Raw genomic sequence first — 22,376 nt, 5'->3', positions numbered from 1 at the left:
ATCTCCCATAGAATAGGCGGGCGGCCGGTTCATATCTTCGGCCTTGAAAATGGGTGCTTCGGGTGTGGCGTGCGTACGGATGACGCAGCGCAAAGCGAAGGCCCCATCCCTTTATGAGATGGCTGCGTTCGCGTAAAGGGCTAAAGAACGGTCAGGAGTTAGCGCTTTGATCGATAGGTGTGCGTATGACGTAGGCACGCGGCTCGGACAGACCCAGCAGGACACGGGCCCGCTCTTCGAGTAAATCCTTCGACAGGTTGTCGGTGCGCAAGTATCGGGCGCGCGCTTCCAAGTCGGCACGCTCAGTTTTAAGTTGAGCCAGCTGTTCGGTCTTGGCTTTCATGTCAAGATCGCGCTCTTCTTGAGAGAAGAATCCTTTGTCGCCGGTTAAATACTGCACGCAGACATAGGTGAGAACAAGGGTGATTATGGCAGTTGGCAAGTAGGGCCTCAATCTGAATAACACGTCTTGCGCCCTTTCTGGACTGCGGTAACAACTATCCAGCAATTTTGCGCCATCGCAGTTAACAAAGCGTTACAAACCGACCGGTTCGCGACACAAGAAGTTATCAAAATGCCCGCCCTGGATCACACCGTTTTTATCATTATTGTCAAAACTTGAACGACTTAGGCCCTTTTTGCCCAGACTCCACTTCTTYTGATCCTCCCCGCTTGCCGGGGAGGGGGACCGACGCGCCCTTGCGCGTTGGTGGTGGGGACCTTGTCGCTCGTAAAAATCACCGACCGTAGTTCTCTTCGGGTAGGGAAAATCCCCCACCTTCATGTTAAAAACCCCCTTATGCCCCCTTCCCGTCCGCGCGGCCGCCCGCCCAGCCCCGACCTCTTAACGCCTGCCGAATGGCAGATCGTCAACGCCGTCCGCCACGGCATGACCAATCGCACGATCGCGCAACGCCGTGGCGTCACCCTCGACGCCGTCAAGTACCACATCAGCAACGCCTTACAAAAGCTAGGCTTTACAACGCGTAAGCAACTCAGGGCATGGGCCGGCATCGCCATGGACAGCGCGCTATATATAAAGGACACCACCATGCCCGACACAAAACTCGGCGCCATCGGCCAAATTGCCCGCAGCACACGCGATATTGCCGCAGCCCGCACCTGGTACGCAGACGTCCTTGGCCTCAAGCACCTCTATTCCTTCGGCGACCTGGCCTTTTTCGATTGCGGCGGCACCCGCCTCTTCCTCTCCCAGAACGAAAAACCCGACACCAACGAATCGATTCTCTATTTCCGCGTCCCCGACATCCACGCTGCCTGCGAATCCCTGACCGCCCGCGGCGTCGTTTTCACTCATGCCCCGCACATGATCCACCGTCACGCAGACGGCACCGAAGAATGGATGGCCTTCTTCACCGACAATGACGGCCGCCCCCTTGCCATCATGTCCCAAGCCTCACTACCAACGGCGGATGATTGACTTATCCGCCGTTGGCAGCGGGCAAGCGCCCGCCCGAGCCGTTGCGAGGAGCCATGCGGCGTTTGAGCTCAAGAAGAGCTTATACCAACGGTCATCCTTTATGGCCGTTGGTATAAGYGTTGACATGTGAGCGCTCCCATGTTCATGTAAACGCTTACATGAACATGACCCTGGGGAGGCGACCATGTCCGAACTTACCACAAAGCGCTGGGAATCGCTCGATATTTTGCGGGGCCTGAGCATTATCGGCATGCTCATCAACCTGACGCCCGGCGCCTGGGACCACCAATATCAATGGATCCAGCACGCTAAATGGCAAGGCGGCCACCTGATCGATATGGTAGCACCCGTCTTCCTCTTCTGCATCGGCGCCGCCATCCCGCTCTCCCTGGCAAACCGCGCCGAGAAAGGCGCCAGCAACGCCCAACTCACCTTTCATATCTTGTGGCGTGCCTTAGCCCTCGTCGCTATCGGCCTGTTTTTGAACGCCTATCCCACCTTCGACTTTGCTCATCTGCGTATTCCGGGCGTTCTGCAAAAGATCGGTCTCGCCTTCGCCATCGCCGCCCTGATCGTCCTGTGGACCGCCAAACGCGACGACGACAAGCTCACCTTCTCGTGGAAGATGATCATGGGCGCCGGCGCGGTGATTCTGCTCGCCCACTGGGCTCTGCTCTATTTCGTACCGGTCCCGGGCTTCGGCGCCCCGCGCTTCGACCCTATCGGCAGCTGGCCGGCCTATATCGACCGCAAACTCTTCACCGTCCCGCACATGTTCATCTGGTGGCCGGTCGACGGCAAGGTCGTCTTCGATCCCGACGGCCTGCTCAATGTCGCAGGCTCCGCCGTCAATATCCTGTTCGGCGCTCTCACGGCGCTCGCCTGGCAAAAGCTCAAGCGCCCGATTCTCACAGCCTGCCTTACCGGCCTTGCCCTCATGGCCCTCGCCGTAGCTCTGAACTTCATCTGCCCGATCATCAAAAACATCTGGACTTCGACCTTCGTCCTCTTCAGCACCGGCTTCGCCCTTGTCCTGCTCTCCCTCCTCACCGTCCTCATCGATCGCTTCAAAGCCGGCCCCGTCCTCTTCCCGCTCAAGGTGTACGGCGCCAATCCCTTGCTGGCCTACCTGATCTGCTTCCTCTTCGCCCCGCTCCTCGACCTCCTGTGGATTCCGTCGGCCCAATACGGCAAGGTTTCGCTGAAATGGGCCGGCCAGATCATGTTCACCCGCGTCTTCGATCCCGACCTGTCGTCCTTCCTGGTCAGCGTCACCTATCTCTGCGTCGTGTTCCTGGTCCTGTGGCTCTGCTACCGCAAACGCTGGTTCCTGAAGTTATAAGCCTTTGTTTTTCTTGCACCTCCCCGCTTGCCGGGGAGGGGGACCGCGCCGCCATTGCGGCGTGGTGGTGGGGAATCTTGCTTTCCTTTCTTTTGGTGTCCGTAAACTCCGATATCCCCTTGTAAACGCAAACATTCATGCCAAGAATGCCCTCCGACCGAATGCCAATATGGATGGCGAATCTCGGTTAGGGGGAATCATGTCTCAGCTCAACACGTCGGAAGCCGCAGGCTCGCCGCAAACACCGATAAATTATGAGAAAAAATTCGGCACGCGAAAGCGCATAATCATAGCCCTGCTCGGACCGCTTGTGATCGTAGCCAGCCTGTGCCTCATCCTAATCTCTGCCGGTTTGTCGTTCTTTACGGGAGTGGGCGCGATTGCCCGTATTGCTGGCCTTTTCTTCACCGTCTTCGGCATTTGGCTGCCCTATCACGCCATCTTCGGCTACGCTGAATCCTGGCAAGTCGATGCCGACGCCATCACCCGCTTCCGCCGCAACTGCCTGTGGAAAGGCCAAAAGGTCTGGGAATATCCCGAGGTCAAGGGCGTCAGGCTCAAGCCCGGCGGTAAAAAATCCGAGTTGTGCCGCCCCGAACTTCTCACCCGCCAAAACGGCTGGATGCCCCTGCCGGAACAACGCGACGAATACACCGCCGAGCAGCTGAAATCCCTGATCGCCAACTTCAAACGCGCCTCGAAAGAAGCCGCATAAGCCGCTCACCTGCCTAAGACAAGAAGGTCTATCCGCAGATTACGCAGATTGCGCAGATTTTTCAGCGCTCTAACGTCGAAACCTTCACCGCGCGAAGCGCTTTCGACAGCCCTTCGGGCGCAGCAAGACCATCCGTGCCTTCATCCGTGGTTCCCACTTACTACCGCCAACGCGCTCCAAAATCCGCCGACAACACTCTGAAAAATCTGCGTAATCTGCGTAATCTGTGGACCCCTTTCCTACCTTACGCGACCAGCCCCCCCTCCAGCTTCCAATAAAAAAGGCCGCGCCCAAGAGCACGACCTTTTCCATCGAAATCAAGGAAAGACTTGGGGCCTCGGGCCCCAAACCCCATAAATTAGCAGCGGATAACCCCGACGCCGGCATATACCGCCTCATCGTCCAACTGCGACTCGATCCGCAGCAATTGGTTATATTTCGCCGTCCGGTCCGAACGCGCCAAAGACCCCGTCTTGATCTGCCCGCAGTTCATCGCCACCGCCAAATCGGCGATCGTAGAATCCTCGGTCTCGCCCGAACGGTGCGACATCACCGACGTATAGCCCGCGCGATGCGCCATATCGACCGCATCCATCGTTTCCGACAACGTACCGATCTGGTTGACCTTGACCAGAATCGAATTGGCCATGCCCTCGACAATCCCGGTCTCCAGACGATCCGGATTGGTCACGAACAAATCGTCCCCAACCAGCTGGATACGGTCGCCGAGACGCTCGGTCAGCATCTGCCAGCCTTCATAATCATCCTCGGCCATGCCGTCCTCGATCGAACAGATCGGGAAGGCATCCGCCAGCCCGGCCAGATAATCGACCATCTGCATGCCATCGAGGATCTTCTTCTCGCCGGTCATATTGTACTTGCCGTCCTTGAAGAACTCCGTCGACGCCACATCCATGGCCAGCCAGAAGTCCGAACCGGCCTTATAACCCGCCTGCTCGCCGGCCTTCATGATAAAGGTCAAGGCTTCCTCGGCCGAAGCCAGGTTCGGCGCGAAACCGCCCTCGTCGCCGACATTGGTGTTGTGACCGGCAGCCTTCAAACCCTTCTTCAGCGAATGGAAGATCTCCGCCCCCATGCGCAAAGCTTCCGAGAACGATTCGGCGCCGGCCGGCACGATCATAAATTCCTGGATATCGATCGGGTTGTCGGCATGGGCGCCGCCATTGATGATGTTCATCAGCGGCACCGGCAAAACTCGCGCGCCCAGACCGCCGACATACTTGTAAAGCGCCAGGTTCGACGACTGCGCAGCCGCCCGTGCGGTCGCCAAAGACACGCCCAAAATAGCATTGGCGCCCAAACGCGCCTTGTTCGGCGTGCCGTCCAGGTTGATCAAGGTCTGGTCCAAACGGCGCTGGTCCAAAGCTTCAAAACCCGAAATCGCTTCGAAAATCTCGCCATTGACCGCATCGACCGCCTGGCGCACGCCCTTGCCGCCGTAACGCTTCATATCGCCATCGCGCTTTTCCACGGCTTCGTGAGCGCCCGTCGAGGCGCCCGACGGCACCGCGGCCCGCCCGAAGCTGCCGTCTTCCAGAGTCACATCGACTTCGACGGTGGGATTGCCGCGCGAATCGAGAATTTCGCGCGCGGTGATGTCGATAATTTCGGCCATGGGGAGTGTCCTGCTATCTGGGATCAAGGGAAATTTGCAGGGCTGCTATAGCGAGGGATGGTGCGGAGGGCAAGCAGGGCAATTGCGTTGTTAGCGACGACATTGACCGCAAGTGGAATCAATTGTCCCGCTTAAACCCAAATTTGAGTGGAACATATTGGAAACATAGCGTAGGTTGCCAGCAAATAAACCTGCTCTTTTACGCGAAACGGCCTTCATGACTTTGCACATCATTTTGCTAGCGCTATCGTCCGTCGAGAAAGATTCCTATGTTATTCAATCCTCTGCGCCGGTGGCTGATGCGGCCAGTAACGGGCTGAGTTTTGCAGATTTTGCGGCGATCAGTTTGAGTTGCGTGTCAGTGATACTGACAATTGTTGCCCTTGCCATCGGTATTGGGTCCATATGGGGCTACAACAAATTGAAAGAGATTATGCAAGAAGCTTCCCGGAAGCACTTGGAAGCCCGCCTGAAAGAAGGAGAGCTCAAGGAAAGCATCGAGCGTCTTATCGTTCAGCACGTTTCGGACCAGCTAAAAAGTGGAGTACTGAGAGAGATACTTGAGAAACGCGTCGATATGTTGATTTATGGAGACGCATCGACGCGAGCCGAAGGAGCCGAGGCTAACCCACCGAACCCGCCAGTTGCAGGCGAAGATGAACAACCGTTTGAAGGATAAAGGAGGGCAAAATGGCGAGTCGTGAATGGGAAAACCTTGATGGCGGAATCAAGACACAAATATCTGCCCACCAAATTGAGGCGCCTGTTAGAGTTTCTACGATCGCAAAAGAGCTAGGTTTGAAAGTTGTCTCCACAACATTGAAATCAGGCATATCCGGTGAAATTCGCCCGGACCCGGATCACCGAGGTTCCTTTATTATCCGTGTAAATAAGACGGATTCAGCGAGGCGCCAAAGATTCACGGTAGCGCACGAAGTGGCGCATTTTCTACTGCATCGCGACGATATCGGAAACGGAATTGTCGACGACGTGCTTTATCGTTCGAGTTTGTCTGACTGGCGTGAGGCGCAAGCAAACCGCTTGGCTGCGGATTTATTGATGCCGCAGTATCTCGTCAACAAATGGCTTGATCGAGCGGGCGCACTTGGGGTTGATAATGCCGTAGATTTTTTAGCGGATAAGTTTAATGTTTCTGAGTCTGCGATGAAAATTCGCTTGGGAATTGGTTAGGAATGATAAATGCATCCGGTCGGAATTAATGATTTCGGTTACACTCCAATATTAAAAGTCAGTCCCGCAGAGATGGACGCCCTAGAGGAACTGCCGCCGCATATTAAGGCGAAAATGCTGCCATTCGTGATTTTACAGCCGTGGCGTGGAGCCCATAAACTTGACAGTGCGATTGCCAGAATTGATGCAGCATTAGGCAATAATCCGGCAATCTTAGATATTACCGACAAGACCTTTCCGCCGGACAGCACCAGGCCGGTCCATAGCCAAATTACAGATCTACGAGATTCTACAAATGGGTATAATAATTGGTGCGCTTTTATTGAAGCACACGCCAATTATATCCCCTGCCTCCAACTAGCCGATTATGCTGAAATCATTCCTCAAATTGATCGTATGCAAGAAATGGGAAGAGGCATAGTTATCAGGTTGATCGAGGAGCAATTTCCGTCTGCTGATGTTATTTCCAAGCTGCTTTCCACATACGATAGCAATCAGTTCGTTTACTTCATCCTAGATTACAGGAAAAAGAACCGGGACATTCTAACCAAGGTAGCTGAGGCTCACGCGATAGCTACGAGCATCAGGAAGAATGTCCCCGATTGTATTTTGTCATTTTCTGCCTCTACATTTCCCTCGAGTTTCGATGGCTTAGACAGCCAAGAAATTTTTGAGCGACGGTTCCATGACTTGCTTGTTGCCCACTTCGGCGACGACAATATTATTTATTGTGATCGTGGTAGTGCCAGAGCGCAAGATATGGGTGGTGGCGGCAAGAGCCCAGCTAGGATCGATAATCCTAGCGCCACAAAATGGTACTTTTTTAGAGAGAGCGATGACAACGAAGAAAAAACCGCAAATTATCAAAATGCTGCGTTACGGGCTCTAACATCTGACGAATGGATAGACCTTGGTGTCTGGGGCTCGGAATTGATCAAGAAAACTTCGGTTTTGCATGCTGACGGGATTTATAGTCCCGCTAAGTCCACTGCCGCTAGAATTAACATGCATATGTTCGTACAACTAAATGCGGGATCAGGGCCGAGCGAAACAGAATGGAAAGACTAATTTTCACCTAAAGCCATCCTGGCTTGAGCATTCCAAGTATTCCAGTACTCACGCTCCGCCGCTTGAGCTTTTCGATTAGCTTCTCTCTGCTCTATGAATCGACTCAATTGCACAATATTTAACGGGGAGATTTTCTTTCTCTTTGTTTTATCAAAGAATTGATCACTAGTTTTGACAAATGCTTTGTAAAAGCTCACTCTCAGGCATTCGCGTATAGCATCGAAATCCTTTTCCTGGGAAAGGTTCTCGAGATGCGACCTTGATGCACGTGCGCTTGAGGGTAAATTGTTCAATCGCTTTAGATCTGAAATTTTCAATAGTTTCAAAACCGTTTGAACATTCGGCTTTTGGATTTCAGATCTGTCTCTAATTGGTCTTATCTTTCCGAAATCGTCAATTGACCAAACATCAACACACGGTGGTGCAATTAACAGTGAATTCTCAACATGCTTTTCCGCCACAATCAATAAAACTCTATCAAAGCAATTTTTATATACGTCAAGCTGATCATGTAGGCGTTTTAGACTGTCATATTTACTTTTTATCTCAATTCCCACAAATTCCTTGCCCCACACGGCAAGATCAACGCGACGGCCCGCATGCCCAAGGCAATACTCATTTGCCACTATCGCCTTATTATTCAAAACTCGAATAGAGCGCAATTGCTCCATGACCTTATACTTTATGTATAATTCGTTTATTTTTAAATTTTTCATGAATACTTTCCAGCTGCAAAAGGGATATATCCTTCTTTTACATATTCTTCAAGACCGAAGCCGCGCCTTTTCCGTCCGTCAAATACAGTTACAGAACTTCCCTCGCAAGAATCCCCATAGACATTTCCCGTCCCCGGCAGCACATTCCAAACTCCACCAAGAGGACGCTAAAACATGGACTGGGGTTTGCTGGGACTATGTGCGCTGACCTTTATCATCCAGTTGATCGGCACCCTGGCCTACGCCGTCCGCATAGCCGGCGTCCGCACCCGTCGTATCGCGGTCTCCTTCGCCTTGTTCAACGTGCTGGTCCTGGTCTCCCGAACCTCCAATTCCTTCCAGGGACCTTTCCTCGCCAAGCGCATTGAATCGGCCCTGAAAGGCGAAGTCCCCAACCACCTGCTGACGGATTTTCGCTGGCTGCTGCTGGCCGCGACCTTGGGCACCATCATCGGCGCCCTGATGGTTCCGACCTTTCAACGCCTCTTCAGCCGCGCCGTCCTGCATTTTCAGGTCCACCGTTCCATTCCGAAACTGCTCATGCATGGCTTTGCCAGAGGCGGCCTGGCCTATATCCGCGACGCGGCAACGATGCCGGCCATGGCCCATGTCAAAAACGTCAAGTTGGCTGAAGGCCTTTCGCCCACCGTTATCGGCCTCAATATCGCCGCCCAGGCGCTTGTCACGGTCGCGGTCTTCGCCGCCCTCTATGCCGGTTCGCTCAATCCCGCCTACCGCGTGACGGCCAGCATGCTGTCATCGGTGATCAACGGCGTAGCGACGATTCTGCTGTTTGTCTTTATCGATCCCCACCTGTCGATCATGACCGACGACGTCGTCGAAGGCCGCACCAGCGAGCAGACCTTCCGCCGTGCCGTCGTCTGGCTGGCCGGCGCCCGCATCACCGGCACCTGCCTGGCCCAAATCCTCCTGGTGCCGTCGGCGACCCTGATTGCGGTGATAGCGGCCCATATTTGAGCCCCTGACAACGTTTTCATCCGCAATTAATTGGATAGGAATGGATGAAGACAAGCCGGCAAATTCGGATCAGAGCCCCTAACAACGTTTTCATCCGCAATTAAATGGATAGGAATGGATGAAGAAAAGCAGGCAAAATCCGAAAAGAGACAGATTCCCGGCCCAAGCGGCCTCGCGATCAGCCCAGCCCACCGCAAAAAACAGGGCAAAACCGCGCCAAAACCGCCGAATACGCAGTCTTTCACGTCTCGAAACCCTCTTTTATGCCCGGCAATCACGTCAATAATCGTCGTTAGCGCCGCCGTCTCTGCCGTCCCCGACCGGTCAGAAAGAAGGGCTATCCGCAGATTACGCAGATTGCGCAGATTTTTTCAGCGCGCGGCGCGAAGCGCGCTCGAATCCCCACCAAGCTTTCGATGGCCCTTCAGGCGCAACCAGATCAGCGCGCACCATCCGTGCCTTCATCCGTGCCGCCGCGCAGCGGCGCATCCGTGCCTCATCCGTGGTTCCCTCTTCTCGTGGCATCAACACATCAACACCGTCCAATAACGCTCTGAAAAATCTGCGTAATCTGCGTAATCTGCGGGCCACCTAACCTGACTTTCCTTCCGTCAGATGCAACCACACCCCCAGCGCCATAAACCCGCCGGCGACCGCCAGGGCCACGCTCCAGGGTTCATGCAAAGCCACCAACCCGACAACCGCCCCAATAAATGGCGCCGTCGAAAAATAAGCCCCCGACCGCGCCGCCCCGATCTCGCGCAGAGCCAGCACGAACAACACCAAACTGACCCCATACCCCGCCAAACCCACCACCAAAGCCGACCCGACAGCCACGCCCGAAGGCACCCCCGCCCCAACCACAAATGCCAACCCGACATTAACCACCCCGGCGGCAATCCCCTTGATACTGGCCAATGTCGGCGCATCTCCATGCGATATCCGCGACGTGCAATTATTGTCGATCGCCCAGCACAGGCACGCCCCGGCCACCGCCAAGGCCCCGGTCACACCCGCCTGCCCCGCCCGCCCGCGCACGGCCAATACGACCGCCCCGACAAAGATCGCCGCCATGCCCAAACCGATCCGGCGATTGAACGGCTCGCGGAACACCATCCACGCCAAGAGTGCTGTAAACACCCCTTCCAAAGTGAGCAACAGAGACGCCACCGCCCCCGACGTCTGGGTCAAACCGTACATCAACAAGGCCGGCCCCAGGGCCCCGCCGAACAACACTGTTGCCGCCAGCCATTTCATGTCCTTGCGCACCAGGTTGATCGCCTGGCCCCGCCGCCCGATCACCTGGAACAACCCCAAACCAAGCCCCGACCCCAGATACAGCAACCCCGCCAGCATCAACGGATGGACATTGCCGACCAATACCTTGGCCGCCGGCGTCGACACCCCGAACAGCACGGCCGAGGCCAGCGCCATCACCCCGCCGCGTTTGACATTGCCCAGCTTGAAAACCGTCATCATCTTCCCTTCGCAGGTCACACCGCTACCTACCGTGCCATAGCCGATCCGCGCCGATGGACAAATAGCGTCGCGACACATGACCGCTTAGCCAATTTACGCGATCCACGCTCTATCTATCTCAAATAATCTGTGTAGAGTCGCTTGAATGGCTAGATGTATATTTTCAATGTGGAAATATTCGCTCACCTCCACGCTCGGCCGACAAATAGTATGCCTGCCTTTTACAGGCGTTTATGAGATGAATTCCGCGTCTCGCTTTTCCCGCTGCTGAAAGATATTCTTGATGCCCATTGCCGATTTCATTCGCGACAACACGGCGCCGATTGTCAAGGAATGGGAAAACTTCGCTAAAACCTTTGTGCCTGCCGCCGAGCATATGAGCCCGCTCGCCCTGCGCAATCATATTGTTGAAATCCTTGCCTTTATCGAAAACGACATGCGCACGGCCCAAACGGCCAAGGAGCAGGTCACCAAGTCCCACGGTGACAAGCCGAAGGCCGCCTACCCCAGCGCCGCCGAAACCCATGCGGCGCTACGCCATGACGGCGGCTTCAACATGGATCAAATGGTGTCGGAATATCGTGCCCTGCGCGCCAGTGTCGTCAAGCTGTGGAGCGCGTCCAAGCCTGTTATGACCGAAGACACCATCCAGGGCCTGACTCGTTTCCATGAAGCGGTCGACCAGGCCATGACCGAATCCATCCACGACTATTCGCGCAAGCTCGACCTGTCGCGCAATCTCTTCCTCGGCATATTGAGCCACGACCTGCGCAATCCCCTGGGCGCCATTTCGATGTCGGCGCAACTGGCCGTCAAAATCGGCACCCTCAGCGATCGTCAAACCATGTTGCTGACCCAGATAACCGACAGCACGGCCCGCGCGGATATGATCGTCACCAACCTGCTCGATCTCACCCGCGCCCGCCTCGGTTCCGGTTTGCCGATCGTCAAGGAGGCCGTGAACATGGCCTTTGTCAGCAATCAGCTGGTCGACGAAATGCGCGCCATGCACCCGACCCGTGAGATCCGCCTGAAGGTCTCAGGCGATGTCTCAGGATTGTGGGATAAGGCGCGGATAGGTCAGGTCTTTTCCAACCTGCTCGGCAACGCCATTCAATACGGTTTCCGCAGTGCCCCCATTGCGGTCACCGTCGAAGGCCAAACCGACGCGGTCATCTTGACGGTGCATAATGAAGGCGTCCCGATTGAACCGGAGGCTTTGACAACCCTTTTCAACTCCCTGACCCGCGTCATCGTCGACGACGACACGGCATCTGCCGAACCCACCGTCAATCTCGGTCTCGGTCTGTATATCTGCAAGGAAATCGTCGTCGCCCACGGCGGCACCATCGGCGTCACCTCGACCGAACGCGAAGGCACCACCTTTATGGTCACCTTCCCGCGAGGGTCGGCAGTCGTCGCCGTCGAAACCAATGGCAAGGCCTATTTGGGTGACGTCGCCGTGCCGGCCAAGACCCCGCCGTCGATATTGAACTCCGATCCGGTAATATAGGTCGCTTCGTCCGACGCCAGCATCACCGCGACCGCCGCCACCTCTTCCGGCCGGCCGAACCGGTGCAGCGGCATCGAGGCCAGCATCGCCTTTTCCTCGTCAGCGCTATGGATCATGGCTTCCCACATCGCCGTGCGGATCGACGCCGGATAGATGGAATTGCAGCGGATATTGAGGTTCTGTTCAGCGCAATAGAGCGCCACCGTCTTGCTGTGATTGCGGATGGCGGCCTTGCTGGCGGCATAGGCGGCGGCGTGCGGAATCCCGACCAGTCCCGACCGCGACGACATATTGATGATCGAACCGCCCCCGCCCGCCCGGCGCATGGCGGCAATGGCATGTTTGCAGCCCAGAAACACCCCATCGAGATTGATCGCCATCACCTTGTGCCAATCCTCAAGCGAGGCATGTTCCGGATCGTGCGGCCGCCCGGACTCCAATCCCGTAATCCCGGCATTATTGACCAGGACATCCAACCGGCCATACCTGGCGACGATGGTCCCCATCGCCAGCACCCATTGGCTTTCATCCGCCACATCCAGCATGACGAACAACGCGTCGGGTCCCAGCGCTGCCGCCAGAGCCTGCCCGCGCGCCTCGTGAATATCGGCGACGACGACCCGTGCGCCTTCATCCGCAAACGCCTTGGCGATCGCCGCACCGATCCCGCTTGCCGAGCCGGTAATCAGCGCCACCTTATCCTTCAACCGATTCATGGCTTTTTCCCTATGCCCACCGACCATGACCGCGTCGGTACAAGGATGCAATACGCGACGCTATGGCGCACCAAGCCATTGATTTCCCTTATACCGCCCCACTTGTGGGGCGGGGGACCGCACGACGCCGCGCCTTCGCGGCTAGATGTGGTGGTGGGGGCCTTAAATCGTACAGCATTTCACCTCCCCTCATCCCTGCCGCAACAGCACTTCCGCGATCTGGATGGCATTGAGCGCCGCTCCCTTGCGCAGATTGTCGCCGGTCACAAACAAAGCCAAACCATGCTCAACCGTCGGATCCGCCCGCACACGGCCAACAAAGACCGGATCCTGCCCGGCCGCTGCCAGCGGATTCGGCACCTCGGCCATGACTACGCCGGGCGCCCGCCCCAGCAGCTCCAACGCCTTGGCGACCGATATCTCGCCCTCGAACTCGGCATTGATCGACAACGAATGGCCGGTGAAGACCGGCACCCGCACGCACGTTCCCGACACCGGCAAGCCAGGAATTTCAAGGATCTTGCGGCTTTCGTCGCGCAGCTTGTTTTCCTCTTCGGTATAGCCGTCCTCGCCGATCACATAGTTGACCGGCACGACATTGAAGGCGATGGGCACGGCCCATTTCGCCGGCGCCGGAAAGCTCACGGCCTGACCGTCACGGGCCAAGGCCGCGCCGCCATCCGCCACCGCGTGAACCTGGCCCTCCAACTCGCGTATGCCCGCGACACCTGCGCCCGAAACCGCCTGATAGGTGCTGACCACCAGCCGCTTCAGGCCGGCCGCGTCATGCAACGGCTTCAAGGCCGGCATGGCCGCCATGGTCGTAGTTGGGATTGGCGATAATGCCCTTGGGAATGGAGGCCAGGGCGTGCGGATTGACCTCGGCAACCACCAGCGGCACCTCCGGATCGTCGCGCCAGGCCGACGAATTGTCGATGACGATGGCGCCGGCCGCGGCCACCTTCGGCGCCAAGAGCCGCGACGTCGTCCCGCCAGCCGAAAAGAACACGATGTCCAGTCCGCGGAAATCGGCCGTCTCGGCGTCTTCGACAACGATCTCCTGGCCGCCGAAGGCCAACCGCGTCCCGGCCGATCGCACCGAAGCGAACAGGCGCAGGGATTTCAGCGGAAAATGGCGCTCAGCCAAAAGGCTGCGCATCATCTCGCCGACCAATCCGGTCGCGCCGACGATGCCCACATGGGGCGGGTTGGATGAGGAAAAATTGGGGTTCATATCATGCGTCTCCTGGTGAGTGCGGAGGCGCGGGTATCGGCCGATCTGGGATAGGCGGCCCCGCGCATCGGCGGGGCTTCTGTTCGGGTTGTCGCGCCTCAGACCTTGCGCACACCCGAACACGCCCCGCCGAAGCGAGTTGTTTTACGGGCTGTTGGGGTCATGATGGCGGACATGAAAACGTCTCTATGGCCGGGCGCAGCGATTGTCAATCCATGTCCGGACGCCCTGGAGTACCAGCCAAACCCTCGTCCAGCATACGCGCGCCACTCTGGCATCACTCCGAAGCATCGTCAAAACGCCGTTGCGGCCTTACCATTTATTATATCTATTCAATAGCTTAGCCAAAGGCGCGGAATGATACGGAGTGATCGGAGTGCCGAAAACCGGCCACATCTACTCCGAAACGTCTTCACCCTGCACTCAGTCGCTCCCTCAAGCGGATAACTTAACGGATGACGCCTCCCCACCGCCGTGTTAACTAAATAACAGTGTTGCGTAAGATCGATGGCAACCTTGCGAGAAGCGCAAGGCTTTTGGGGGAAGCTTATGACKGAGCAACGCGGCAACAGGCCCGGAATCCTTCTTATCGGCGCGGCCATTGGCGCCATATCGGCCGTCGCGGTCATCGCCCTCAATTCCCAGTCCCAGGTCGCCGGCGGCCCCGCTCCCGGCTTGCAGGCCCTGGCGCCCGCCGCCATCGACTGGAACGCCGTCGCCCGCGATTACCGCAACTCGATCTCCAGCAGCGTCAAGGCCGTGCCAAGCTTCCGCCGCCATGCCGACCAACTGGACGCCGTCCAGATCCCCATCCTTGTGCCCCACGCTGGCCCCAATATGAAGACCAACGACATGGTCTTCATTCCCGGCATCCATACCTATACGGTCAGCCTGCCCCAGCCGTCGGCGCCGGGTGTCCATATCGCCGTCAGTGGCGACAGCGTCTATGTCCAGGTAGCGCCCGGCACCATCGTCACCAATGCCGTCGCCAATGTCGCCATCAATGGCCAGGCGCAAAAGATCGTCGTCGAACCGACGGAGTCCGGCCAATTGGCGACCTTCACCCGTTACGGCATCGTCTATACGGTCGAGGTCGATTGCGACACGCCTGACACCGCCGCCAAATATTGCGACAGCAACGGCTATATCCAACAAGTGGTCGGCACCATGACCGACGTCACCCTGGGGGCGCAGGCCGAACGCACCCTCCGCGCCAATGTCAAAACTACGGAACCGCCACCGCCCACCAGGGAGCAGCTCGCCGCCAAGGCGCGTCAGGACGCCCTCATTCAAAAGAACCTGCGCGGTGTCTTACCCGGAACGTCCAAGGCCTCGTCTTCGTCGTCTTCATCGAGCCTCGATCCTAAAAACTACGATGCCAACGGCAGACTGATCGAGAAATAATCATGGCACAGTCAAAAGGCGGCGGCTCCGGCCCGATCATTGTCATCCTTCTCCTCCTTATCCTGCTTGGCCTTTATCAATGCTACGGCGGCAATTACGGCCTGCCGGTCGTCAAGGGCTTGCCGACCGCGCAATCGCTGGCCAGCTCGGAATCGTCATCGACCTCATTGGCCCCCGCCGACGAACTGACCCTGGCCTCCGCCAGCGCCACGGCCAGCGAAGCCGCCTCGGACTCGGCTTCGGTCAGTGACTCCGCCTCGGCAAGCGTGTCATCCTCCGACAGTTCGTCTTCGTCCTCCAGCGTCGCCGTGGTCCCGACCGGCCTGACCTATCCCGCCTGCACCACCATCAATTCGGCCAACGGTTTCAGCTATTGCCCGCCGGGCAATGTCATCGCCAATTCGATGCCGCCGGGCGCCACCGCCTCCTACAATCAGGTCAATGCCTGGGCGCTCGACAACCTGGCCTATGGCTCGTCGTCGGTCCTGACCAAGGCGGTCTGCTTCCCGCTGGCCGACACCGCCTACGCCAATTCGCAATATTTCAACCCCGGCGGCCAGGGCTATATCTCGGCCTGGGGCAAATCCCTGCCGGCATCGCAATTGGCGGCCCTGCGCGCCCAGGACGCCGCAGGCACCATCACCATTGCCAACTACAACAAACTCCACGACCTGGAAACCGCGCCCAGCAACTACATGTATCCGTGGCGCGACACCTTCTGCGAATATCGCGGCTACACCCAGGCCAATTCGCTGTGCAATGGCGGCCATGGCGGCCACCAGGGCCAGGACATCCGCCCGGCCACGCTCAGCAAGAACACCTATTGGGCGGTCGCCGCCGAGGACGGGGTCATCTACGAAACCTCCGCAGACACGCAATGGAACGCCTCGCACGGCATTCCGCGCTACTGGCTGAAGATCAAGAGCACCGGCGAGCCGTCGCGCTATTACAGCTATCTCCACCTGCTGCAGGTCGGCACCGCCAAGACGCTCTACACCCAAAATCCGGCCAAATACCCGCAGCTGCACAATTACCCCAATTGGAAGGCCGGCGACGTCGTCCATGCCGGCCAAAAGCTCGGCCTCGTCTCGACCTATTTCGGCACCGCCAATACGTCCACCCACATGCACTTCGAAATCCGCCTGGTGCTGGCGCAAAAGGTCAACGGCGTACAACTGGGTCAGACAGCGCCGATCCCGCCCTACCTGACCCTGGTCAATGCCTATAAGCGCAAGCTGGGCGGTACGGGCTGCCCGACCGTTTAGGCCCCAACCCTTTAGGCAATTGAATCCTTATGCCCACTGTCGGAAAATGCCGCCACAGGTATCGTGGAGGCACCGATGAGCGAACACTTCAAGGACGGCGACCGCGTCAGCCACGCCAGGCGTGGGCTCGGCACCGTAAAAGCCGACCCCGCCGGCGAAGACCTGGTTGCGGCTCATAAGACAACGCCCGATACGGTCTATGTCGCTTGGGACGACGATCGTTTTCCCATCGCTCCGACCGCGCGTTCGGAACTGGAAAAGGTCCCGGAGGCCGCCGCGGCGATTTCCACGGGCTTTTAGCCGGTGAAGATCGCCACCTTCAACGTCAACGGCGTCAACGGCCGCCTGCCCGTCCTGCTGCGCTGGCTGGACCAGGCCAAGCCCGATATCGTCTGTCTCCAGGAACTTAAGACGCCGGATGAGAAGTTTCCCATAAAGGCCATAAACGATGCCGGTTACGGCGCCGTCTGGCACGGCCAGAAAAGCTGGAACGGCGTCGCCATCCTGGCCCGCGGCGCCGACCCTGTCGAAACCCTACGCGGCCTTCCGGGCGATCCTGACGACAGCCATTCGCGCTATATCGAAGCCGCCGTCGACGGCATCCTGGTCGGCTGCCTTTACCTGCCCAACGGCAATCCCTATCCCGGTCCCAAATTCGACTATAAACTGAAATGGTTCGGACGCCTTATGGTCCGCGCCGCCGAACTTCTGGCCTCCGGCGCGCCGGTCGTCCTGGCCGGCGACTACAATGTCATGCCGACCGAGATGGACGTCTACAAGCCCGAGCGCTGGCTCGACGACGCCCTGTTCCGCATCGAGGTCCGGGACGCCTTCCACGCCCTTGTGGCGCAAGGCTGGACCGACTCCTTGCGCCAGATGCACCCGGGCGAGCGCATCTATACCTTTTGGGACTATTTCCGTAACGCCTTCGGCCGTGACGCCGGTCTGCGCATCGACCACCTGCTGCTCAGCCCCAACCTGGCGCCACGCCTGCTGCGCGCCGAGGTCGACCGCGAACCTCGCGGCTGGGAAAAGGCCAGCGACCACACGCCGGTATGGATAGAGCTGGACAAGGCATAAAAAAACGCGGGCCAGTTGGCTGACCCGCGTTTCGAATTTCCACCAATAAAGGACCTTAGTCCTTCTTGGGCGTGATCACCTGACGGCCCTTGTACATGCCGGTCTTGAGATCGACATGGTGAGGACGGCGCAGTTCGCCGGTGTCCTTGTCTTCGGTGAAGGCATTGGGGCCCAGCGCGTCATGCGAGCGGCGCATATTGCGACGCGAGGGCGAGGTTTTCCGCTTGGGTACGGCCATTTCCGTCTCTCTTCTTGGTCAGGGCCGAAAGCCAAAGCCTTCAGGCGCATATAGGGGTTATGACGCACGGATGTGAGTCAAGAGGCGGGCCTTATGCATCAACTCGCCCAAGGTATCAAGGGGTAATCGCGGAAAAACCTCAGCTCGCCCCCTTCAGGCGTTCAACCTCGCTATAGGCCTGGTCGATAGCCGCCTTGTCGAACATCTTGGGCGAGGTATAGGTCTTGCCGTCCTTGAGCGTGACTGTCAACCAATGCGCCGTGCGACTGGCGCGATCCTCATAAGCATAGGAATCCACAGACAGGGTTTCGATCTCCTGTGGATCGATATGCTGGGTCTTTTGCCACGACGTCAGGCTGAGCAAACGGATGCGGATATCTTGCTCATTCACCCGCCATTCGCGGTGCCGGCCGATAACAGCCCACAGAATGATCAGCACGGCCAACGGCAAGGCGATAATATTGATCAGGAGAAAGCCGATCGCCGAGCTCTTGTGCGCCTGGACCAGCGGCCAGTCATGATAGGCCGTGGCGATGGTGGCGACGGCCAACAAGCTGCCGAACAGGAAATAGAGGATACGCGGCGCCAGGCCGAGGTCGTCCTTCAATGTCATGATATTCTCCCGTTATGGACGTCATTGTAGCGACATATGACGGGATTGGCGATTGGCAATCTGAGAGAGCCGCAGTAGGCTCAAGGGAACTCCTAAGAGGTCCGTAATGACAGCCATTTCCCCGCACCGCCTCGCTGCCGGCCTGACCGAATATTGGTCGCCGCGCGTCGTTGCCGAACTCGACGACAACTATGTCAAGGTCGCCAAGATCGAAGGCGTTTTCGGCTGGCATGCCCATCCCGACGAGGACGAACTCTTTCTGATCCTTAAAGGCCGTTTGCGTATCGAGATGGAAGACGGCGCCGTTGAGCTAGATGAAGGCGAGATCTATGTCGTACCGAAGGGTGTACGCCACAATCCGGTGGCCGAGCAGGAATGTCACGTCCTGCTGATCGAGAAGAAGACCACCTTGCACACCGGCGACACCGTCACCGAGCGCACGCGTACCCTGGCGGACCAGCTAAGGCCCCTGGAGGCCTAGTCTTCGATCTGGGCAGAGGCTTCGACTTCGACCAGCCATTCCGGATTAACGAAGCCGCTGGAGCCGATAAAGGCCGAGGCCGGGCGGATATCGCCGAACACTTCGCCATGCGCCCGCGCCGCCTCTTTCCACAGCGTAAGGTCGGTCAGAAAGATACGCGTGCGGATAATGTCCGATGTCTTGCCACCAGCCACTTCGACGGCTTTGACGACGATCTCCAGCGCGGCCTGGGTTTGTGTGTACATATCCGTCCCGGCGGTTTTGCCGTCCTTGATCGGCGCCGTGCCCGATACTTCGATGCGGTTGCCGACACGAACGGCGCGGGAGAATCCTATCTCGCCTTCGAAAGGCGAACCGGAAGAGATGAGTTGGCGGGGCATGACGGTCTCCTGAAATGTTTGCCCGCTTGTGCCGCCTCGCGCCTTGGAAATCAACCGGCTACATCGCGATGACGGATAATATAATCTGCCCCCGCTCGTATGCCGGCGCCTTTATCGGCGGCGAAGCGATCGGCAAGATCCGGCATAGCGGGCCACAGGTCCGAATGATCCACCAAGGCTTGCATTGCGACCTTACGGACGGCCACCGCGTTGTCGGCAGCACCAAGCCGGATCAGTTCCGCGATCGGCGCCTTAACCGTCAACGGGCGCCTTATTAGTCGGGCGACGAGCCGCGACATACCCATGGATTTATCAATCCATTGAACCTCAAAGCCATTCGCCCATACAGCTTCGCCCTTGACCAGGGCTTGCAAGGCCAGCGCCCGAACATTTGGCTGAACGGCATCTGTGCAAAGCGATGCCAGATATTTGTCCATACCGGGATATCTAAGCGCCGATTTTAGCACGCGACCAAGGGTGCCGGTGTCTGCCGACATGAGACGATTGGCCAAACTGGCCAGAACGTCCTCTCGCGAAAAAGCGATATCGAGCGCCCGGACCTCTTTGGCGCCCCTCAGCCATAGATCCATTTTCAGCAAAAGATGTTCACCTGCCGCGGCAATGACGTCCGGATCCGTGATGAGAAACGTTCGCTCGGCGCAAGCCACCGACGCTTGGCGCACCGGCCCGGCCCAGTCGTTTAGCCGATAAGCGACGGCCGCAAAAAGGAAGGGGGACGGGATGGGGCGCGTAATCTTTTTGAGCGCGGCTTCACGCAGGAAACCGTTACGGTGAAAGATGAATAGATATTCGAGCCCGTCGATCCACCTAAGGGCGGCTAACTCGCGGGCTTTCGGTGGCAGTTCCTTGGTTTCCCAATACCATCCGCCGTACCAGGCGTGGAGGTTTGCGTACTGGGGTATTTCCGACAATGCGGCACTTAAGGCGGTGACCGGCAGGCGCGCCATACCTTCAACGGCTACTGCGATATCGGACGCCTTAAACTGGCCCCCGGAAATCTGCTCGCCAAGCTTTATCAAGACGCGCTGCAAGGCTTCCGGCAAAGCCGACCGCTTTCGATAACCTGAGATATCAGTGTAAGGCGTCATATGCCGTACGTATCAGAAAGTCTGTACGGCGCCCATACCGTTAAACCAGTCGGCTGCGGACCTTAGCAGCGGCGATAAAGCTGCTGAACAAAGGGTGCGGCGCGAACGGACGCGACTTGAGTTCCGGATGGTATTGGACGCCGATAAACCACGGATGATCCTCGCGTTCGACGATCTCCGGCAGCAGGCCATCGGGCGACATGCCGCTGAATTTCAGGCCGCACTCTTCCAGACGCGGAATATAGTCGCGGTTGACTTCGTAGCGATGGCGATGGCGTTCCGAAATCTCGGTATCGCCATAGATTTCAGCGACTTTCGACCCTGCTTTTAAGCTTGCCTGGTAGGCGCCCAACCGCATCGTGCCGCCCAGATTGCCGCCGGCCGCGCGCTGGGTCAGCTCATTGCCGTTCAGCCATTCGGTCATCAAACCGACGACCGGCTCCTTGGTATTGCCGAACTCAGTCGAGGACGCATCCTTGATGCCGGCCATATGGCGGGCGGCTTCGAGGACGGCCATCTGCATGCCGAAACAGATGCCAAAATAGGGCACGTCGTTTTCGCGGGCAAAACGCGCCGCTTCGATCTTGCCCAGGGCGCCGCGTTCACCGAAACCGCCGGGCACCAATATGGCATGGACGTTTTCCAGCCGTTCGATGACGTTTTCCGGCGCGCCCTCGAAGGTTTCCGATTCCACCCAGTCGATGCGGACGCGGACATTGTTCGCCATGCCACCGTGATAAACGGCTTCGATCAAGGACTTGTAAGCGTCTTTTAAGACCGTGTACTTGCCGACAATGGCAATGGAAACTTCGCCATCGGGAAATTGGTAGCGGCGGGTGATGTCCTCCCACAAGGACAGGTCCGGCGCCGCGGGTGCTTCCATGCCAAAGACGCTCAAGACTTCCGTATCGAGCCCCTGGCGATGGTAATCGATCGGCACGGCATAGATATTGTCGCTGTCCATGGCCTGGATGACCGCCGTTTCGCGGACATTACAGAAGAGCCCGATCTTGCGACGCTCTTCCGCCGGGATTTCCTGCTCGCAGCGGCACAACAGGATATCCGGCTGGATGCCGATGGAGCGCAGTTCCTTGACACTGTGTTGGGTCGGTTTGGTCTTCATCTCGCCGGCCGTCTTGACGAACGGCAAAAGCGTCAGATGGATGAAACAGCACTGCCGGCGCGGCAGTTCCTGCCCCAACTGGCGGATGGCTTCGAAAAACGGCAGGCCTTCGATATCGCCGACCGTACCGCCGATTTCGACCAGGATGAAGTCGGCGTCGCCCTGATCGGACAGCACGAACTGTTTGATCTGATCGGTGACGTGCGGCACGACTTGGACGGTGGCGCCCAGATAGTCGCCGCGGCGCTCTTTTTCGATGATGTTGGAATAGATGCGGCCGGTGGTGATATTGTCGCTCTTCCGCGCATTGACGCCGGTAAAACGCTCATAGTGGCCGAGATCGAGGTCGGTTTCGGCGCCGTCGTCGGTGACGAAGACCTCACCGTGCTGGTAGGGCGACATGGTGCCCGGATCGACATTAAGATAAGGGTCAAGCTTGCGGAGTCGAACCTTGAAGCCCCGGGCCTGGAGCAAAGCACCCAGGGCCGCCGACGCCAGTCCCTTGCCAAGCGAGGAGACCACCCCGCCAGTGATGAAAACGAAACGGGCCATAATTCAAACCATCCAGGCAATCCGGCAAAAACGTCACCGCTTTTTCGGACTGCGAAAATCAAAAATATAGAAGACCCACGAGTTAATACCCGTGGGTCTGAA

The 22,376-nt window shown here is 57.8% G+C and carries 23 protein-coding genes and 1 pseudogene; 13 read left to right on the top strand and 11 right to left on the bottom strand.

Features of this window, described 5'->3' with window-relative positions:
* Window positions 1-151: 151 nt before the first annotated feature.
* Entirely contained in the window at window positions 152-442 is a 291-nt protein-coding gene (locus AC1DX3_RS01025) for an FtsB family cell division protein (RefSeq protein WP_476987371.1), read from the bottom strand.
* Window positions 443-799: 357 nt separating this feature from the next.
* On the opposite strand from AC1DX3_RS01025, the gene AC1DX3_RS01020 reads away from it, so the two are divergent.
* The 3 genes from AC1DX3_RS01020 (at window position 800) to AC1DX3_RS01010 (ending at window position 3,498) form a co-directional block, all read left to right on the top strand.
* Window positions 800-1,441, top strand: coding sequence for a VOC family protein (locus tag AC1DX3_RS01020; RefSeq protein ID WP_476987370.1), 642 nt, complete (start codon window positions 800-802; stop codon window positions 1,439-1,441).
* A 184-nt stretch (window positions 1,442-1,625) separates the two neighbouring features.
* Window positions 1,626-2,783 (top strand): acyltransferase family protein, encoded by a 1,158-nt coding sequence (locus AC1DX3_RS01015; protein WP_476987369.1) that lies wholly within the window; start codon window positions 1,626-1,628, stop codon window positions 2,781-2,783.
* A gap of 199 nt (window positions 2,784-2,982) precedes the next feature.
* Complete coding sequence (locus AC1DX3_RS01010; protein ID WP_476987368.1) at window positions 2,983-3,498, top strand: hypothetical protein; 516 nt, start codon at window positions 2,983-2,985, stop codon at window positions 3,496-3,498.
* Between the two features lie 358 nt (window positions 3,499-3,856).
* Here AC1DX3_RS01010 and eno read toward each other — a convergent pair whose 3' ends face one another.
* Window positions 3,857-5,134: a phosphopyruvate hydratase gene (eno, locus tag AC1DX3_RS01005; RefSeq protein WP_476987367.1), complete on the bottom strand. Its 1,278-nt coding sequence runs from the start codon at window positions 5,132-5,134 to the stop codon at window positions 3,857-3,859.
* Between the two features lie 217 nt (window positions 5,135-5,351).
* Between eno and AC1DX3_RS01000 the strand changes: the two genes are divergently transcribed.
* The 3 genes from AC1DX3_RS01000 to AC1DX3_RS00990 are packed head-to-tail and all read left to right on the top strand — an operon-like array spanning window position 5,352 to window position 7,393.
* Window positions 5,352-5,813 (top strand): hypothetical protein, encoded by a 462-nt coding sequence (locus tag AC1DX3_RS01000; RefSeq protein WP_476987366.1) that lies wholly within the window; start codon window positions 5,352-5,354, stop codon window positions 5,811-5,813.
* An 11-nt stretch (window positions 5,814-5,824) separates the two neighbouring features.
* A complete protein-coding gene (locus tag AC1DX3_RS00995) occupies window positions 5,825-6,325 on the top strand; it encodes an ImmA/IrrE family metallo-endopeptidase (protein ID WP_476987365.1) in 501 nt (166 codons plus the stop codon).
* 9 nt (window positions 6,326-6,334) lie between these two features.
* Complete coding sequence (locus tag AC1DX3_RS00990) at window positions 6,335-7,393, top strand: beta family protein (RefSeq protein ID WP_476987364.1); 1,059 nt, start codon at window positions 6,335-6,337, stop codon at window positions 7,391-7,393.
* Here AC1DX3_RS00990 and AC1DX3_RS00985 read toward each other — a convergent pair.
* Window positions 7,390-8,109 (bottom strand): sce7726 family protein, encoded by a 720-nt coding sequence (locus AC1DX3_RS00985; RefSeq protein ID WP_476987363.1) that lies wholly within the window; start codon window positions 8,107-8,109, stop codon window positions 7,390-7,392. The two genes, AC1DX3_RS00990 and AC1DX3_RS00985, sit on opposite strands and share 4 nt — an antisense overlap.
* A 174-nt stretch (window positions 8,110-8,283) precedes the next feature.
* Here AC1DX3_RS00985 and AC1DX3_RS00980 point away from each other — a divergent pair, with 174 nt between their 5' ends.
* On the top strand, window positions 8,284-9,087 hold the full coding sequence (locus tag AC1DX3_RS00980; protein ID WP_476987362.1) for a lipid II flippase Amj family protein: 804 nt from the start codon (window positions 8,284-8,286) through the stop codon (window positions 9,085-9,087).
* A 591-nt stretch (window positions 9,088-9,678) separates the two neighbouring features.
* Here the strand turns inward: AC1DX3_RS00980 and AC1DX3_RS00975 are convergent.
* The gene (locus AC1DX3_RS00975; RefSeq protein ID WP_476987361.1) at window positions 9,679-10,566 is read right to left on the bottom strand and encodes a DMT family transporter; all 888 of its coding nucleotides are present in this window, start codon (window positions 10,564-10,566) and stop codon (window positions 9,679-9,681) included.
* A gap of 283 nt (window positions 10,567-10,849) precedes the next feature.
* Here AC1DX3_RS00975 and AC1DX3_RS00970 point away from each other — a divergent pair, with 283 nt between their 5' ends.
* Window positions 10,850-12,079 carry a sensor histidine kinase gene (locus AC1DX3_RS00970; RefSeq protein WP_476987360.1) on the top strand — a complete coding sequence of 410 codons (1,230 nt, stop codon included), beginning with the start codon at window positions 10,850-10,852 and terminating at the stop codon, window positions 12,077-12,079.
* On the opposite strand, the gene AC1DX3_RS00965 is transcribed toward AC1DX3_RS00970, so the two are convergent.
* A complete protein-coding gene (locus tag AC1DX3_RS00965; protein WP_476987359.1) occupies window positions 12,010-12,795 on the bottom strand; it encodes a glucose 1-dehydrogenase in 786 nt (261 codons plus the stop codon). The genes AC1DX3_RS00970 and AC1DX3_RS00965 overlap by 70 nt on opposite strands.
* A gap of 189 nt (window positions 12,796-12,984) precedes the next feature.
* A pseudogene (locus tag AC1DX3_RS00960) lies at window positions 12,985-14,029 on the bottom strand (aspartate-semialdehyde dehydrogenase).
* A gap of 549 nt (window positions 14,030-14,578) precedes the next feature.
* Between AC1DX3_RS00960 and AC1DX3_RS00955 the strand changes: the two are divergent.
* From AC1DX3_RS00955 to xth, 4 genes are all read left to right on the top strand, one after another.
* On the top strand, window positions 14,579-15,433 hold the full coding sequence (locus tag AC1DX3_RS00955) for a hypothetical protein (RefSeq protein WP_476987358.1): 855 nt from the start codon (window positions 14,579-14,581) through the stop codon (window positions 15,431-15,433).
* A 2-nt stretch (window positions 15,434-15,435) separates the two neighbouring features.
* A complete protein-coding gene (locus tag AC1DX3_RS00950) occupies window positions 15,436-16,698 on the top strand; it encodes a M23 family metallopeptidase (RefSeq protein ID WP_476987357.1) in 1,263 nt (420 codons plus the stop codon).
* A gap of 75 nt (window positions 16,699-16,773) precedes the next feature.
* Entirely contained in the window at window positions 16,774-16,998 is a 225-nt protein-coding gene (locus AC1DX3_RS00945; RefSeq protein ID WP_476987356.1) for a hypothetical protein, read from the top strand.
* Between the two features lie 3 nt (window positions 16,999-17,001).
* Window positions 17,002-17,778, top strand: a complete 777-nt coding sequence (xth, locus tag AC1DX3_RS00940; RefSeq protein WP_476987355.1) for an exodeoxyribonuclease III — start codon at window positions 17,002-17,004, stop codon at window positions 17,776-17,778.
* Between the two features lie 55 nt (window positions 17,779-17,833).
* Here xth and rpmF read toward each other — a convergent pair whose 3' ends face one another.
* Together rpmF and AC1DX3_RS00930 are read right to left on the bottom strand one after the other, a co-directional pair.
* Window positions 17,834-18,016 (bottom strand): 50S ribosomal protein L32, encoded by a 183-nt coding sequence (gene rpmF, locus AC1DX3_RS00935; RefSeq protein ID WP_476987354.1) that lies wholly within the window; start codon window positions 18,014-18,016, stop codon window positions 17,834-17,836.
* A 139-nt stretch (window positions 18,017-18,155) separates the two neighbouring features.
* A complete protein-coding gene (locus AC1DX3_RS00930; RefSeq protein WP_476987353.1) occupies window positions 18,156-18,629 on the bottom strand; it encodes a hypothetical protein in 474 nt (157 codons plus the stop codon).
* A 106-nt stretch (window positions 18,630-18,735) separates the two neighbouring features.
* Between AC1DX3_RS00930 and AC1DX3_RS00925 the strand changes: the two genes are divergently transcribed.
* Window positions 18,736-19,110, top strand: coding sequence for a cupin domain-containing protein (locus AC1DX3_RS00925; protein WP_476987352.1), 375 nt, complete (start codon window positions 18,736-18,738; stop codon window positions 19,108-19,110).
* Here the strand turns inward: AC1DX3_RS00925 and AC1DX3_RS00920 are convergent.
* The 3 genes from AC1DX3_RS00920 to AC1DX3_RS00910 form a co-directional block, all read right to left on the bottom strand.
* Window positions 19,107-19,490, bottom strand: coding sequence for a RidA family protein (locus AC1DX3_RS00920; protein ID WP_476987351.1), 384 nt, complete (start codon window positions 19,488-19,490; stop codon window positions 19,107-19,109). The two genes, AC1DX3_RS00925 and AC1DX3_RS00920, sit on opposite strands and share 4 nt — an antisense overlap.
* A gap of 50 nt (window positions 19,491-19,540) precedes the next feature.
* On the bottom strand, window positions 19,541-20,554 hold the full coding sequence (locus AC1DX3_RS00915; RefSeq protein ID WP_476987350.1) for a hypothetical protein: 1,014 nt from the start codon (window positions 20,552-20,554) through the stop codon (window positions 19,541-19,543).
* Between the two features lie 85 nt (window positions 20,555-20,639).
* The gene (locus tag AC1DX3_RS00910) at window positions 20,640-22,274 is read right to left on the bottom strand and encodes a CTP synthase (protein WP_476987349.1); all 1,635 of its coding nucleotides are present in this window, start codon (window positions 22,272-22,274) and stop codon (window positions 20,640-20,642) included.
* Window positions 22,275-22,376 lie beyond the last annotated feature (102 nt).

It is taken from the genome of Asticcacaulis sp. P2_B1 (assembly GCF_056404915.1).
The sequence above is the reverse complement of the archived record's forward strand: the minus strand, read 5'-3'. Positions and strand labels throughout refer to the sequence as shown.

Excerpts from the sequence above, each read along its gene's own strand:
- AC1DX3_RS00980 (WP_476987362.1), top strand. The coding sequence starts at position 8,284 with ATGGACTGGGGTTTGCTGGGACTATGTGCGCTGACCTTTATCATCCAG.
- AC1DX3_RS00945 (WP_476987356.1), top strand. The coding sequence starts at position 16,774 with ATGAGCGAACACTTCAAGGACGGCGACCGCGTCAGCCACGCCAGGCGT.
- AC1DX3_RS01010 (WP_476987368.1), top strand. The coding sequence starts at position 2,983 with ATGTCTCAGCTCAACACGTCGGAAGCCGCAGGCTCGCCGCAAACACCG.
- AC1DX3_RS01000 (WP_476987366.1), top strand. The coding sequence starts at position 5,352 with ATGACTTTGCACATCATTTTGCTAGCGCTATCGTCCGTCGAGAAAGAT.
- AC1DX3_RS00925 (WP_476987352.1), top strand. The coding sequence starts at position 18,736 with ATGACAGCCATTTCCCCGCACCGCCTCGCTGCCGGCCTGACCGAATAT.
- AC1DX3_RS00970 (WP_476987360.1), top strand. The coding sequence starts at position 10,850 with ATGCCCATTGCCGATTTCATTCGCGACAACACGGCGCCGATTGTCAAG.
- AC1DX3_RS00965 (WP_476987359.1), bottom strand. The coding sequence starts at position 12,795 with ATGAATCGGTTGAAGGATAAGGTGGCGCTGATTACCGGCTCGGCAAGC.
- AC1DX3_RS00930 (WP_476987353.1), bottom strand. The coding sequence starts at position 18,629 with ATGACATTGAAGGACGACCTCGGCCTGGCGCCGCGTATCCTCTATTTC.
- AC1DX3_RS00990 (WP_476987364.1), top strand. The coding sequence starts at position 6,335 with ATGCATCCGGTCGGAATTAATGATTTCGGTTACACTCCAATATTAAAA.
- rpmF (WP_476987354.1), bottom strand. The coding sequence starts at position 18,016 with ATGGCCGTACCCAAGCGGAAAACCTCGCCCTCGCGTCGCAATATGCGC.
- AC1DX3_RS00975 (WP_476987361.1), bottom strand. The coding sequence starts at position 10,566 with ATGATGACGGTTTTCAAGCTGGGCAATGTCAAACGCGGCGGGGTGATG.
- AC1DX3_RS00950 (WP_476987357.1), top strand. The coding sequence starts at position 15,436 with ATGGCACAGTCAAAAGGCGGCGGCTCCGGCCCGATCATTGTCATCCTT.
- AC1DX3_RS00985 (WP_476987363.1), bottom strand. The coding sequence starts at position 8,109 with ATGAAAAATTTAAAAATAAACGAATTATACATAAAGTATAAGGTCATG.
- AC1DX3_RS00995 (WP_476987365.1), top strand. The coding sequence starts at position 5,825 with ATGGCGAGTCGTGAATGGGAAAACCTTGATGGCGGAATCAAGACACAA.
- AC1DX3_RS00920 (WP_476987351.1), bottom strand. The coding sequence starts at position 19,490 with ATGCCCCGCCAACTCATCTCTTCCGGTTCGCCTTTCGAAGGCGAGATA.
- AC1DX3_RS00910 (WP_476987349.1), bottom strand. The coding sequence starts at position 22,274 with ATGGCCCGTTTCGTTTTCATCACTGGCGGGGTGGTCTCCTCGCTTGGC.
- eno (WP_476987367.1), bottom strand. The coding sequence starts at position 5,134 with ATGGCCGAAATTATCGACATCACCGCGCGCGAAATTCTCGATTCGCGC.
- AC1DX3_RS01020 (WP_476987370.1), top strand. The coding sequence starts at position 800 with ATGCCCCCTTCCCGTCCGCGCGGCCGCCCGCCCAGCCCCGACCTCTTA.
- AC1DX3_RS01015 (WP_476987369.1), top strand. The coding sequence starts at position 1,626 with ATGTCCGAACTTACCACAAAGCGCTGGGAATCGCTCGATATTTTGCGG.